Source organism: Streptomyces sp. P3, from assembly GCF_003032475.1.
In the GTDB taxonomy this organism is placed as follows: Bacteria; Actinomycetota; Actinomycetes; order Streptomycetales; family Streptomycetaceae; genus Streptomyces.
The window spans coordinates 4,364,023-4,376,825 of the sequence record NZ_CP028369.1 but is presented as its reverse complement, the minus strand read 5'-3'; the positions used below and the strand labels follow the sequence as shown (position 1 = coordinate 4,376,825).

Annotated in this window: 13 protein-coding genes and 1 pseudogene; 6 read left to right on the top strand and 8 right to left on the bottom strand. The window is 70.0% G+C overall.

Annotation, left to right across the window (positions count from 1 at the left end; translation table 11 throughout):
- Positions 1-58: 58 nt before the first annotated feature.
- From C6376_RS19615 to C6376_RS19580, 8 genes are read right to left on the bottom strand one after another with little or no spacing between them, the layout of a single operon-like run.
- Complete coding sequence (locus C6376_RS19615) at positions 59-391, bottom strand: metal-sulfur cluster assembly factor (protein WP_005477879.1); 333 nt, start codon at positions 389-391, stop codon at positions 59-61.
- A complete protein-coding gene (gene sufU, locus C6376_RS19610; protein ID WP_107444618.1) occupies positions 388-858 on the bottom strand; it encodes a Fe-S cluster assembly sulfur transfer protein SufU in 471 nt (156 codons plus the stop codon). The genes C6376_RS19615 and sufU overlap by 4 nt, the downstream gene beginning before the upstream one ends.
- Positions 859-877: 19 nt before the next feature.
- Positions 878-2,134 carry a cysteine desulfurase gene (locus C6376_RS19605; RefSeq protein ID WP_107444617.1) on the bottom strand — a complete coding sequence of 419 codons (1,257 nt, stop codon included), beginning with the start codon at positions 2,132-2,134 and terminating at the stop codon, positions 878-880.
- Positions 2,131-2,895 (bottom strand): Fe-S cluster assembly ATPase SufC, encoded by a 765-nt coding sequence (gene sufC, locus C6376_RS19600; protein WP_107444616.1) that lies wholly within the window; start codon positions 2,893-2,895, stop codon positions 2,131-2,133. Before sufC ends, C6376_RS19605 begins: the two co-directional genes overlap by 4 nt.
- Before the next feature lie 7 nt (positions 2,896-2,902).
- The gene (locus tag C6376_RS19595) at positions 2,903-3,223 is read right to left on the bottom strand and encodes a non-heme iron oxygenase ferredoxin subunit (RefSeq protein WP_107444615.1); all 321 of its coding nucleotides are present in this window, start codon (positions 3,221-3,223) and stop codon (positions 2,903-2,905) included.
- Positions 3,223-4,404: a Fe-S cluster assembly protein SufD gene (gene sufD, locus C6376_RS19590; protein WP_107444614.1), complete on the bottom strand. Its 1,182-nt coding sequence runs from the start codon at positions 4,402-4,404 to the stop codon at positions 3,223-3,225. The genes C6376_RS19595 and sufD overlap by 1 nt, the downstream gene beginning before the upstream one ends.
- A gap of 59 nt (positions 4,405-4,463) precedes the next feature.
- Positions 4,464-5,885, bottom strand: a complete 1,422-nt coding sequence (gene sufB / locus C6376_RS19585) for a Fe-S cluster assembly protein SufB (RefSeq protein ID WP_057581212.1) — start codon at positions 5,883-5,885, stop codon at positions 4,464-4,466.
- Positions 5,882-6,625 (bottom strand): metalloregulator ArsR/SmtB family transcription factor, encoded by a 744-nt coding sequence (locus C6376_RS19580; protein WP_107444613.1) that lies wholly within the window; start codon positions 6,623-6,625, stop codon positions 5,882-5,884. Before C6376_RS19580 ends, sufB begins: the two co-directional genes overlap by 4 nt.
- Before the next feature lie 297 nt (positions 6,626-6,922).
- Between C6376_RS19580 and C6376_RS19575 the strand changes: the two are divergent.
- The 6 genes and pseudogenes from C6376_RS19575 to C6376_RS19550 all read left to right on the top strand — a co-directional run.
- Positions 6,923-7,220, top strand: a pseudogene (locus C6376_RS19575) (AAC(3) family N-acetyltransferase); the annotation flags it as partial.
- A 128-nt stretch (positions 7,221-7,348) separates the two neighbouring features.
- Positions 7,349-7,735, top strand: coding sequence for a response regulator (locus tag C6376_RS19570; RefSeq protein WP_107444612.1), 387 nt, complete (start codon positions 7,349-7,351; stop codon positions 7,733-7,735).
- Complete coding sequence (locus tag C6376_RS19565; RefSeq protein WP_107444611.1) at positions 7,735-8,109, top strand: response regulator transcription factor; 375 nt, start codon at positions 7,735-7,737, stop codon at positions 8,107-8,109. The genes C6376_RS19570 and C6376_RS19565 overlap by 1 nt, the downstream gene beginning before the upstream one ends.
- A complete protein-coding gene (locus tag C6376_RS19560; RefSeq protein ID WP_107444610.1) occupies positions 8,106-9,206 on the top strand; it encodes a HEAT repeat domain-containing protein in 1,101 nt (366 codons plus the stop codon). The genes C6376_RS19565 and C6376_RS19560 overlap by 4 nt, the downstream gene beginning before the upstream one ends.
- Positions 9,203-10,696, top strand: coding sequence for a glycosyltransferase (locus C6376_RS19555; RefSeq protein ID WP_216825594.1), 1,494 nt, complete (start codon positions 9,203-9,205; stop codon positions 10,694-10,696). The genes C6376_RS19560 and C6376_RS19555 overlap by 4 nt, the downstream gene beginning before the upstream one ends.
- Entirely contained in the window at positions 10,693-12,792 is a 2,100-nt protein-coding gene (locus C6376_RS19550; RefSeq protein WP_107444609.1) for an ATP-binding protein, read from the top strand. The genes C6376_RS19555 and C6376_RS19550 overlap by 4 nt, the downstream gene beginning before the upstream one ends.
- Positions 12,793-12,803 lie beyond the last annotated feature (11 nt).

Sequence of the window (12,803 nt, the reverse complement as noted above, 5' to 3'; positions counted from 1 at the left end):
AAGCGGCGGCGCCCCGGTCGGGGCGCCGCCGCTTTCGCACACCGTGTGCGTGGGACTCTCAGACGTTGAAGCCGAGCGCGCGCAGCTGCTCGCGGCCGTCGTCCGTGATCTTGTCCGGGCCCCACGGCGGCATCCAGACCCAGTTGATGCGCAGCTCGTTGACGATGCCGTCCGTGGCGGACTTGGCCTGGTCCTCGATCACGTCCGTCAGCGGGCAGGCCGCCGAGGTCAGGGTCATGTCGATCGTCGCGATGTTCGCGTCGTCGATGTGGATGCCGTAGATGAGTCCGAGGTTGACGACGTCGATGCCCAGTTCCGGGTCGACGACGTCGTACAGGGCCTCGCGGACCTCCTCCTCGGAGGCCGGCTTCATCTCCAGGGTCTCGCTCATGCCGTCTTCCTTTCGACGTCGGCGTCGGCGCCCAGCGCCTGGGCCGTCGCGTCCTTCCACGCCATCCAGCTGAGGAGGGCGCACTTGACCCGGGCCGGGTACTTGGAGACGCCGGCGAACGCGACCGCGTCCTCCAGCACCTCCTCCATCGCGTCGTCGGGCTCGATCTTCCCCTTGGACTGCATAAGCTCCAGGAAGGTCTCCTGGATCCGCTGCGCGTCGGCCAGGTCCTTGCCGACCAGCAGGTCGTTCAGCACGGACGCGCTGGCCTGGCTGATGGAACAGCCCTGGCCCTCGTAACTGACGTCCTCGATCCTCGCGCCGTCGTACTTCACCCGCAGGGTGATCTCGTCGCCGCACGTCGGGTTCACGTGGTGCACCTCGGCGTCGCCATCGCGCAGACCACGCCCGTGCGGGTGCTTGTAGTGGTCCAGGATGACGTCCTGGTACATCGAGTCCAGCTTCATGCGCTCGCTCGCCAACCCCTCAGCCGAAGAAGTTCCGTACGTGCTCCAGACCGTCGACCAGGGCGTCGATCTCGGCCGTCGTGGAGTACAGATAGAACGACGCTCGCGTGGTCGCGGGAATTCCGTAGCGCAGGCAGACGGGACGGGCGCAGTGGTGCCCCACCCGGACCGCGATGCCCTGCTCGTCGAGCACCTGGCCCACGTCGTGCGGGTGGATGTCACCGAGCGTGAAGGAGATCGCCGCGCCCCGGTCCTCGGCCGTCGTCGGGCCGATGATCCGCAGGTCGGGGACCTCGCCGAGCCTGCGCACCGCGTACTCGGTGAGCGCGTGCTCGTGGGCGAGGATCTTGTCCATGCCGATCGCGGACAGGTAGTCGATGGCCGCGCCCAGACCGACCGCCTGAGCGATCGGCGGGGTGCCCGCCTCGAACTTGTGGGGCGCCGGGGCGTACGTCGACGAGTGCATCGACACGGTCTCGATCATCTCGCCGCCGCCGAGGAACGGGGGCAGGTCCTCGAGCAGCTCCTGGCGGCCCCAGAGGACACCGATGCCGGTCGGGCCGCACATCTTGTGGCCGGTGAAGGCCACGAAGTCGGCCTGCAGGGCCTGTACGTCCATCGGCATGTGCGGCGCGGCCTGCGAGGCGTCGATGCACACCAGCGCGCCGACCTCCTGCGCGCGGCGCACTATCGCCTCGACGGGGTTGACGGTGCCGAGGATGTTCGACACCAGCACGAAGGAGACGATCTTCGTCTTCTCGGTGATGATCTCGTCGATGTTCGACAGGTCGAGCCGGCCGTCGTCGGTCAGGCCGAACCACTTCAGCTTCGCGCCCGTGCGCTGCGCCAGCAGCTGCCAGGGCACGATGTTGGAGTGGTGCTCCATCTCGGTGATGACGATCTCGGTCTCGTGGTCGACCCGGTAGGGCTCGTCGGCCCAGCCGAGCATGTTGGCCACGAGGTTGAGCGACTCGGAGGCGTTCTTGGTGAAGATCACCTCGTCGCGGCTCGGCGCGTTGACGAACGCGGCGACCTTGTCGCGCGCGCCCTCGTACAGCGCCGTGGCCTCCTCGGCGAGCACATGCACACCGCGGTGGACGTTGGCGTTGTAGCGCTCGTAGTAGTCACCGAGAGCGTCCAGCACCTGGCGCGGCTTCTGCGAGGTCGCCGCGTTGTCCAGGTACACGAGCTTCTTGCCGTCGTGGATCTGCCGATCCAGGATGGGGAAGTCCTTGCGGATCGCCTCGACGTCGAGGAGGCCCGGCAGCTGTGTCACGCGGATACGCCACCCTTCGTGTATGCCTCGTAGCCCTCGTTCTCCAGCTTGTCGGCGAGCTCGGCGCCGCCGGACTCGACGATGCGGCCGCCGGAGAAGACGTGGACGAAGTCGGGCTTGATGTAGCGCAGGATGCGCGTGTAGTGCGTGATCAGCAGGGTGCCGACCTCGCCGGTCTCGCGGACGCGGTTGACGCCCTCGGAGACGATGCGAAGGGCGTCGACGTCCAGACCGGAGTCCGTCTCGTCGAGGATCGCGACCTTCGGCCGGAGCAGCTCCAGCTGGAGGATCTCGTGGCGCTTCTTCTCACCGCCGGAGAAGCCCTCGTTGACGTTGCGCTCGGCGAAGGAGGTGTCCATGTGGAGACGCTGCATGGCCTCCTTGACCTCCTTGACCCACAGGCGGAGCTTGGGGGCCTCGCCGCGGATCGCGGTGGCGGAGGTGCGCAGGAAGTTCGACACGGAGACACCGGGGACCTCGACCGGGTACTGCATCGCGAGGAACAGGCCGGCGCGGGCGCGCTCGTCGACGGACATCTCCAGGACGTCCTCGCCGTCGAGGGTGACGGTGCCGCCGGTGACCGTGTACTTCGGGTGACCCGCGAGCGAGTAGGCGAGCGTCGACTTGCCGGAGCCGTTGGGGCCCATGATGGCGTGCGTCTCGCCCTGCTTCACGGTGAGGTCGACGCCCTTGAGGATCTCCTTCGTGGCGTTGTCGGCCTCGACGGTGACGTGCAGGTCTCGGATTTCAAGCGTTGCCATGGGTGCCTCAGGACTCCTGGGTGAGGGAGACGAGCACGTCGTCCCCTTCGATCTTTACGGGGTATACGGGGACGGGTCGCGTCGCGGGAAGGCCGGACGGCTTGCCGGTGCGCAGGTCGAACGAGGAACCGTGCAGCCAGCACTCGATCTGACAGTCCTCCACCTCGCCCTCGGAGAGCGAGACGTTCGCGTGGGAGCAGATATCGTGGATCGCGAACACCTCTCCCTCGGTGCGTACGACCGAGAGCGGCGTGCCGTCGAGTTCCACCCGCTTGGGGGTGTTCTCCTCCAGCTCGCTCAGTCCGCAGGCGCGTACGAAGGCCGTCATCAGACCGTGGCCTCCAGCTCGGCCTCGATCTTGGCGAGCAGCCGCTCCTCGATGTCGGCGACGCCGATCTGCTGGACCAGCTCGGCGAAGAAGCCGCGGACCACCAGGCGACGGGCCTCGTCGGCCGGGATGCCGCGGGCCATCAGGTAGAAGAGCTGCTCGTCGTCGAAGCGGCCGGTGGCCGAGGCGTGGCCGGCGCCGACGATCTCGCCGGTCTCGATCTCGAGGTTGGGCACCGAGTCGACGCGCGCGCCGTCCGTGAGGACCAGGTTGCGGTTCATCTCGTAGGTGTCGGTGCCCTCGGCCTTGGCCTCGATGAGCACGTCACCGATCCACACGGCGTGCGCGGCCTCGCCCTGGAGGGCGCCCTTGTAGACGACGTTGGACTTGCAGTGCGGCACGTTGTGGTCGACCAGCAGGCGGTGCTCCTGGTGCTGGCCGGCGTCCGTGAAGTACAGACCGAACAGCTCGGCCTCGGCGCCCGGGCCGGCGTACGTCACGCGCGGGTGGAGCCGGACGAGGTCGCCGCCGAAGGTCACCACGACCGACTTGAAGCTCGCGTCACGGCCGACGAGGGCGTTGTGCTGGGCCACGTGCACGGCCTTGTCGTCCCAGTCCTGGACGGAGACGACGGTCAGCTTCGCGCCGTCCCCGAGGACGTAGTCGACGTTGGCGGCGATCACGGCGTCACCCGTGTGGTCGATGACGACGACCGCCTCGGCGAACGCGCCCAGCTCGATGACCTGGTGGCCGTAGGACACCCCGCCCTCGCCGTGCACCGCGATGCGGATGGGCTCGGTGAGGACCGTCTCCTTGGGGACGGTGACCACGCCGGCCTTCGCGAACGCGGAGTACGCCTGGGCGGCGACCCGGTCCACCGGGGTGCCCGCCCTCCCGAGGCGCGGGTCGTCGCGGTCCGCGAGTTCGACGGTGACGCCTTCGGGGGCCTCGACGGCGACCTTCACGGCCCCGCTCGTGGCGACGGCGGTGCCGTCGTGCAGGCCGCGCAGCCGCTCCAGCGGCGTGAACCGCCACTCCTCCTCGCGGCCGTGCGGGACCGGGAAGTCCGCGACGTCGAAGGACGGGGGCGCGCTCATGCGCGTGGCGACGGTCGACTCGGCGGCCACCGCGATCTGGCCGGCGGTCGTGCTGCCCACCGGGATATTCGTAGCCTCAGCCATGGCTGTCGGTCTGCTCTCTTCCTACGTCAGAAAATTGCTGCTGCGGTTCGTGGCGGGTCCTAACCGACCGCGCCTTCCATCTGCAGCTCGATCAGCCGGTTGAGCTCGAGGGCGTACTCCATGGGGAGCTCCTTCGCGATGGGCTCGACGAAGCCGCGCACGATCATCGCCATCGCCTCGAACTCGGTCATGCCACGGCTCATCAGGTAGAAGAGCTGGTCGTCGCTGACCTTGGAGACGGTGGCCTCGTGGCCCATGGACACGTCGTCCTCACGGACGTCCACGTAGGGGTAGGTGTCGGAGCGGGAGATGGTGTCGACGAGCAGCGCGTCGCACAGCACGTTCGACTTGGAGCCGTGGGCGCCCTCGCCGATCTCGACGAGACCGCGGTAGGAGGTACGGCCGCCACCGCGCGCCACCGACTTGGAGACGATGTTGGACGAGGTGTTCGGCGCCATGTGGACCATCTTGGAGCCGGCGTCCTGGTGCTGGCCCTCGCCCGCGAAGGCGATGGAGAGGGTCTCGCCCTTGGCGTGCTCGCCCATCAGGTAGACGGCCGGGTACTTCATCGTCACCTTGGAGCCGATGTTGCCGTCGATCCACTCCATGGTCGCGCCCTCGTACGCCACGGCGCGCTTGGTGACCAGGTTGTAGACGTTGTTCGACCAGTTCTGGATGGTCGTGTAGCGACAGCGGGCGTTCTTCTTGACGATGATCTCGACCACGGCGCTGTGCAGCGAGTCCGACTTGTAGATCGGGGCGGTGCACCCTTCGACGTAGTGCACGTAGGCGCCCTCGTCGACGATGATCAGGGTCCGCTCGAACTGGCCCATGTTCTCCGTGTTGATACGGAAGTAGGCCTGGAGCGGGATCTCGACGTGCACGCCCTTCGGCACGTAGATGAAGGAGCCGCCGGACCACACCGCGGTGTTCAGCGACGCGAACTTGTTGTCGCCGACCGGGATGACCGTGCCGAAGTACTCCTTGAAGAGCTCCGGGTGCTCCTTGAGCGCGGTGTCGGTGTCGAGGAAGATGACGCCCTGCTCCTCCAGGTCCTCACGGATCTGGTGGTAGACGACCTCGGACTCGTACTGGGCCGCGACGCCCGCGACGAGGCGCTGCTTCTCCGCCTCGGGGATGCCGAGCTTGTCGTACGTGTTCTTGATGTCCTCGGGCAGGTCCTCCCAGGACTCCGCCTGCTTCTCGGTGGAACGCACGAAGTACTTGATGTTGTCGAAGTCGATGCCCGACAGGTCCGAGCCCCAGTTCGGCATGGGCTTCTTCTCGAAGAGCCGCAGGCCCTTGAGGCGGAGCTTCGTCATCCACTCGGGCTCGGACTTCTTCGCGGAGATGTCCCGGACGACGTCCTCGTTGATGCCGCGCTTCGCAGAGGCGCCGGCCGTGTCGGAGTCGGCCCAGCCGTATTCGTACTTGCCCAGACCCTCGAGTTCGGGGTGGGCAGTCTCCGTGGGGAGCGTCATGCGGGGTTCCTCCCGGCCGTGCTTGCGGATGCGTTCTGGGTGGCTGTGGAAACTCTGGGGATGAACGTCGTGCAGACGCCGTCGCCGTGCGCGATGGTCGCCAGCCGCTGGACGTGCGTCCCGAGCAGCTGGGAGAAGATCTCGGTCTCCGCATCGCAGAGCTGCGGGAACTTCTCCGCGACATGGGCGACGGGGCAGTGGTGCTGGCACAGCTGCTCGCCGACCGGTGCGCTGCGCGCCGTAGCAGCGTACCCGTCCGCGCTCAGGGCCTTGGCCAGGGCTTCGGTGCGCTCTTCCGGGGCGGCCGCCTCGATCGCCTGGCGGTATCCGGCGGCCTGCTCGGCGATCCGCGCGCGCGCGAACGCGACCACGGCCTCGTCCCCGCCGAGGCGCTCCTGTATCCAGCGCAGGGCGTCCGCGGCGAGCTTGTCGTAGGACTGGTCGAAGGCGTCCCGGCCGCAGTCGGTGAGGGCGAAGACCTTGGCCGGGCGGCCACGGGTGCGCGCACCGTACACGCGCTGCTCACGGGGCTGTACGACGTCGTCGGCGACCAGCGCGTCGAGGTGCCGGCGCACGGCGGCCTGCGTGAGGCCCAGCCGGCCGGCCAGCTCGGCGACGGTCGAGGGCCCGTGGTCCAGGATGGACCGCGCGACCCGGTTGCGCGTCGAGCGCTCTCCGGTCGCGAGCTCCTCCTGCGGGGCCCCCGTGGGGGTCTCCCGAGCCTCGCCGACGTTTTTCACAACGCCATTGTTGCGTAATTCCTCAGGGGCAGGCAAGCCGCGCCCGGACCGGTGGACGGTGCCCTGCGTCACTTAGGCATACCTAATCTGACCTGCGGGAACCATCGTTGATCGGTCGAGGCACGGAGGGAACCGCCGACCCCGGGGTACGTCGCGAGGGCACCGCCGTACCGGGCCCGCACCCCCTCCGACCGGCCCACTTGCCACCCGCGACCCCCTAGCGACGCGGTTGCGCGAGCCGGATGCCGAACCGGGAGAAACCCCTCTCGATGCGCCCGTACGCCGGGCGGGTGAGATCAGCGCGGTCCGGCGGCCCGACCGGAGGCCCTGGACGCCCGGGTTCTGCTGCCGGGCGCGGGCCACGACACCTGCACCGCCTTCCGTCCGGCCGAGTACCGCACACCGTCGCCGCAGGCCAGGGCGGGCCGGCCGGACCCGAGGGGCCGGGAGGCGGTCACCGAGGTGTCGATCACCTCGGACCGGTTTCGGCGAACCGGGCCACGGGGGCGGGACCGCCCTGCCGTACGGGGCGAGGTGGGCGCGGCCGACGTACGGGGCTCCCGTGGCGGACGCGAGGGCCTGCGCCCGGCGGTGACCGCAGCAGCGCCCGTCCCGCGAGGAGGAGGCGACGCCAGGAGGCTCCTGGGGGTCACGAGGTCGATGTGGCGGAAGTACCGGTTTGCCCCTAATTTGTAAGAACTGCCGCACTCGGTCGGGAGGGCGATGGACACCCAGCGTGGACTCGTACATGTCCTGGTGGTCGAGGACGACCAGGACGTCAGCGCCTTACTGAAACGGCATCTCAGTGGTCTGGGCTGCCGTGTGAGCGTCGCCGACTCGGGCGAGAAGGGGCTGGACCTGGCGTTCGCCGACCCCCCGGACATGGCCATCGTCGACGTACTGCTGCCCGGGATCGACGGGCGCGAGGTCATCCGCAGACTGCGAGCGGACGAGCGGACCGAACGGTGCCATCTCGTCGTCTCCTCCGTACTCGACCAGGAGGACCTGGTCGAGCTCGGGACGGACGAGCTGCTGGCCAAGCCGTTCCGGCAGGCATCGGTGGCGCGGCTTCTCGCCTCGTACCGGAGCTCCGTATCGCAGGAGGAGTAATGGCTCGTGTCCTGGTAGCCGACGACGACGCCGACATTCGGGACCTCGTGGCGTTCAAGCTGATCCAGAGCGGTCACCAGGTCACCGCAGTGGAGGACGGCATGGCCGCGCTGCGCACGGTGCGCGAGCAGCCGCTGGATCTCGTACTCCTCGACATCCGGATGCCGGGGATGTCGGGGCTGGACGTGTGTCGGGAGCTGCGCGCCTGCGAGGAGACCGCGTCGCTGCCCGTCATCCTGATCACCGCCCGCTCCCAGGAGGGGGACGTCGAACTCGGCTTCGCCGCGGGCGCCGACGACTACATCGTCAAACCCTTCAGCCCGCGCGAGCTGTCCAGCCGGGTCACCGCGGTGCTCACCCGGGTCGAGCGGTGATCTCCAGTGGCCTCGTCGCCGGGGCACTGCTGGGCCTGCTGGCCGTCGGGCTGACACTGAGCCTGCTGATCACGGGCATCCGCGGCATCCGTACGTACCGCAGGCGCAGGCACGAGCGGATCGCGGCGCCGGTGCGCGGCTTGCTCCTGGAACTGCTGTGCGCGCAGGACGACGAGCAGAACGAGCTGCTGGACCGCATCGCACGGATCGACCGGCGGACCTGGACCGCGCTCGAACCGACCGTGGCCGCGATGCTGGGCAAGGTCACCGGAGGAGCGAGGGCGGTGATGGTCCTGCTGTACGAGCGGCGCGGATCCGTGGACAAGGCCGTCGCCGACCTGAGCAGCCGCAGCGCACCCCGGCGGGGCCGCGCCGCACAGGTGCTCGGGCAGCTCGGTCACCGCCCGGCGGTCCCGGCGCTGTGCCGTCTGCTCGGCGACCGGGACCCGGAGGTGCGGCTGGCGGCGGCACGGGCACTGGGCCGAACCGGGGACGCGGCGGCCGTACCGCACCTGTTGAAGAGCCTGCACGGGCCGCGAACCGTGCCGCCCAAGGTGGTCATCGCCGCCCTGACATCCCTCGGCCCCGACGCCTGGCCCTCCGTCTCGACGGGGCTGCGGGATCCGGCGCCCCTGGCCAGGGCCGTGGCCATCGAAGTGCTCGGGGTGGCCGGGGCTCTCGCGCAGACGACCGAAATCGTCCGGGCCCTGCGCGAGGATCCCGACACGGAGGTCCGGATCCGGGCGGCGCGTGCACTGGGCAGGCTGGGCATGCCCGAGGGCCTTGCGCCGCTGCTGGCGGCCATCGGGCCGGGCCGACCGGGCGCCCTGCGCATCGTGGCCGCCGGGGCCCTGGGCAGTCTGGGGGCCGTCGCCGCGACGGGCCCGCTGACGGAGCTGCTCGGCGACGCCGACACGCATGTGGCGGGCACCGCGGCGCGGGCGCTGCTGCGGCTCGGCCCGGCGGGCGAGGAGGCGCTGCGCGAGGCCGCGGACGACCGCTCCGGCGGCCCGGCCGCCGCCCGGGCCAGGGCCGCGCTGGCGGAGTGGGCCGTCGGGGGCGCACGCCACGACGTCCTGGTTGAGGTGACCCTGTGAGCGCGGCGGCCATCGAGATGTGGGACGGCCTGCTGGGCACGCTGCGCGGGGTGATCGCGGTGTGCGACACCGCCGTGATCCTCTACTTCCTCGCCATCAACACCGGGTATCTGATGTTGATCGTCCTCGCCCTCGCGGAGCTCGTCCGCCGGCTGCGCCGCGCCTCCTTCACCGGCTACGACGACACCACCGGCAGCCCGTTCGCACCGCCCATCTCCGTGATCATGCCCGCCTACAACGAGGCGGCGGGCATCACGGAGGCCGTGCGAGCCATGCTCCTGCTGCACTATCCGGTGTTCGAGGTCATCGTCGTCGACGACGGCTCCACCGACGGCACGATCGACGCCCTCACCGATGCCTTCGACCTCGCCGAGGTGGAACACGTCGTGCCCGAGGACGTCCCCGTGCGGGGTGCGGTCACCTCCCTGCATCTGCCCAGGGGAGGTCCGGTGCCGGTGGTGGTGGCCCGCAAGGACAACGGCGGCAAGGCCGACGCGCTCAACGTCGGGGTCAACCTGGCGCGCTACCCGCTGCTGTGCATGGTGGACGCCGACTCCATCCTCGACTCCCAGGCCCTGCTCGCCGTGGCCCGGCCCTTCAACGACGACCCGCTGCGGGTGGTGGCCAGCGGTGGTGTGGTCGGCGTCGCCAACGGCTGCACCGTCGAGGCCGGACGCGTGGTCGAGGCGCACGTCCCCACGGACCTGCTCGGACGTGCCCAGGTCGTCGAGTATCTGCGCGGCTTCTTCCTCGGCCGTACCGGATGGTCCAAGGTCGGCGGCCTGCTGATCATCGCCGGCGCCTTCGGCCTGTTCCGGCGGGACGCCGTGGTGGCGGTGGGCGGCATGGACCCGGACTGCATCGGTGAGGACGCCGAACTCGTCGTCCGCCTCCACCGGCACCTGCGCGAGCAGGGCCGCCGCCACGGCGACTACCGCATCGTCTTCGTCACCGAGCCGATCTCCTGGAGCGAGGCCCCCTCGAATCTGCGTGTCCTGGGACGCCAGCGGCGGCGGTGGCAGCGTGGCCTGACGGAGATCCTGCTCAAGCACCGACGGATGATCGGCAACCCGCGTTACGGCCGCGTCGGCCTGATGGCCCTGCCGTTCTACGTGCTCTTCGAACTGTTGGCCCCGCTGGTGGAGCTCTCCGGCCTCGTCCTGGTGCCCCTGGGCGTGCTGATCGGCGCGGTCGACGTGGAATTCCTGTGGCGCTTCCTGCTCGCCGCCTACGCCTACGCGGTGGTCGTCAGCCTGGTGTCGGTGGCGGTGGAGGAGTACGCCTACCACCGTTTCTCACGGTGGCGGGACGTGTGGGGTGCGTTCGTGGGCGTGGTCGTCGAGAACCTCGGCTACCGCCAGTTCACCGCGTGGTGGCGGCTGCGCGGAATGTGGGACGCACTGCACCGGTCCCCGCAGGAGTGGGGTGCCATGACGCGCAGCGGATTCGGCCCGCCCGAGCGGGTCCGGGACGGCGAGGGCGGCCCATGAGGAACACCGCGGGAAAGCCCCGCGACCTCGTGGCACGCCGGCTGGCCGTGGCCTTCGGCCTGCTGATCGCTCTGTTCGTGCTGGTGGGGGCGGGAGCCATGATCACAGCCCTGGCCGCGGGCCGGGTGCACCACCGGGTCATCACGCAGCTGGAGCCGGTCGTACGCCAGAACGTGCACGTGCGCTCGCAGGCGAACCGCATGCACCATGCCGTGCGCAACTATCTGCTCACCGGCGACCGGGCGGAGCTGAGCATCTACCGCCGGGCGCGCGACGTGCCCTTCGCCACCCTCGCCGCGGCCGGACGGAACGCCACCGGGACGACCCGGCGGAATCTCGCGGATCAGGGCCGACAGCTCCGCGCCTATGTACGGGTCGCCGATCAGCAGGCGAAGACCTCACCCGACAGTGCTGCGGTACCCGCGCTGACCAAGGAGGGAAGCCGGCGGTTCGCGGCCTTCGAGGCCACCAACAGCCGGCTCGACGCACATCTCGCCGCCGACGTCGAGCAGGGGGAGAACTGGGCCGACGAGGTCCTCCAGGGCAGCGTCGTGGGCATCGGCATCCTGCTGACGGCGGGCGGCGCACTGGCCGTCTTCGCGGCGGTACGCACCATTCGCGCCCTGACCCGGCCGCTGGAGAACACCGCCCGGGCCCTCGACCGGCTGGCCTCGGGCGACCATCTCGCGCGGGCGCCGGAGCAGGGGCCGGAGGAGATCAGGGCCGTGGCGCGGTCGATGAACGCGCTCGCCGACGAGAGCGACCGGCTGCGGACGATCGAGCAGGAGCGCACCAAGCTGGCACGCACCGCACGGACCGTCGGGGTCAGCATCCGGGAGCGCCTCGACGTCGATCAGCTCCTCGACACGGCCTGCGCCGGCATCGGTGAGGGCCTGGAGGCCGACCACGCCTTCGTCCTGCTCACGGAGGAGGACAGTCCTGTCGTGCACACAGCACGCGCCTGGAGTGCCGGCGCGGGGCTGCTGCCCCCGCAGGAGCAGCCGCTCCCGCCCGTTCCCCTCGAAGTGGTGCGCGACCACTACCGGCGGGGTACGGCCTGGTGCCACAACGATCTGCCGGGCGTGCTGGCCGAGGGATCCCCTCTGCCGGAGGCTCCCGGCTCCTTCGGCAAGGGCGGTCTGCCGCAGGACGCCAGGGCGGCGGCCGAGCGGCTGGGTCTGGTGAGCGTGCTCGTCATCCCGGTCGGCGTCGGTGACGAACCGTTCGGTGCCCTCTTCCTCGCGCGCAGCCGGCGGGATCGCCCGTGGCTCCCGGTGGAGATCGAGATCGCCGAGTCCATGGCCGCCGGCGTCGGGCGCGCGCTGCACACCGCGCTGCTCTACGAGAAGGAAACGCGCCTGGTCGAGAAGTTGCGCGCCCTGGACAAGGCCAAGAGCGACTTCCTGTCCACCGTCTCCCACGAGCTGCGCACGCCGCTGACCAGCATCGTGGGATACATCGAGTTGCTGAAGGACGAGGAGACCGGGCCGCTCACCCCTGCGCAGCTGCGCATGCTGGACGTCGTCGACCGCAACGCCAACCGCCTGCGGGCGCTCATCGAGGATTTGCTGACCCTGTCGCGCATCGAGTCCGGGGCGTTCGGCTCCAAGAAGGAAGCGATCGACCTGTGCCGGCTGGTGGCGTCGGCGGCGGACGCGATCCGGCCGGCCGCCGACGCCGCCTGCGTCGTTCTGGAGACGTACTGCCCGTCCGTGCCCCTGGTGCTGGAGGCGGACAGCGACCAGTTGGACCGGGTGCTGATGAACCTGCTGTCCAACGCGGTGAAGTTCACCCCGAAGGGTGGGAAGGTCACCGTACGCGCCGACGCCCAGGACGGCGAGGCGGTCCTGAGCGTCAGCGACACCGGCATCGGCATCCCCGCGAACGAGCGGGAAAAGCTCTTCCAGCGGTTCTTCCGTGCCTCGAACGCCACCGACGCGGCCATTCCGGGCACCGGTCTGGGGCTGACCATCGTCCGGACGATCGTGGCGAACCACGGCGGGGGGATGCAGGTGGAGTCCGAGGAGGGCCGCGGCACCACCTTCACCGCCCGGTTGCCGATCGCCGTCGCGGACGAGGCGGCCGCCTCCTCGTGAGCCGCCCCGCC

What these genes read in the sequence shown, in the direction of transcription:
- C6376_RS19615 (WP_005477879.1), bottom strand. Translation starts at nt 391, where the DNA reads ATGAGCGAGACCCTGGAGATGAAGCCGGCCTCCGAGGAGGAGGTCCGC.
- sufU (WP_107444618.1), bottom strand. Translation starts at nt 858, where the DNA reads ATGAAGCTGGACTCGATGTACCAGGACGTCATCCTGGACCACTACAAG.
- sufC (WP_107444616.1), bottom strand. Translation starts at nt 2,895, where the DNA reads ATGGCAACGCTTGAAATCCGAGACCTGCACGTCACCGTCGAGGCCGAC.
- C6376_RS19595 (WP_107444615.1), bottom strand. Translation starts at nt 3,223, where the DNA reads ATGACGGCCTTCGTACGCGCCTGCGGACTGAGCGAGCTGGAGGAGAAC.
- sufD (WP_107444614.1), bottom strand. Translation starts at nt 4,404, where the DNA reads ATGGCTGAGGCTACGAATATCCCGGTGGGCAGCACGACCGCCGGCCAG.
- sufB (WP_057581212.1), bottom strand. Translation starts at nt 5,885, where the DNA reads ATGACGCTCCCCACGGAGACTGCCCACCCCGAACTCGAGGGTCTGGGC.
- C6376_RS19570 (WP_107444612.1), top strand. Translation starts at nt 7,349, where the DNA reads ATGGACACCCAGCGTGGACTCGTACATGTCCTGGTGGTCGAGGACGAC.
- C6376_RS19565 (WP_107444611.1), top strand. Translation starts at nt 7,735, where the DNA reads ATGGCTCGTGTCCTGGTAGCCGACGACGACGCCGACATTCGGGACCTC.
- C6376_RS19550 (WP_107444609.1), top strand. Translation starts at nt 10,693, where the DNA reads ATGAGGAACACCGCGGGAAAGCCCCGCGACCTCGTGGCACGCCGGCTG.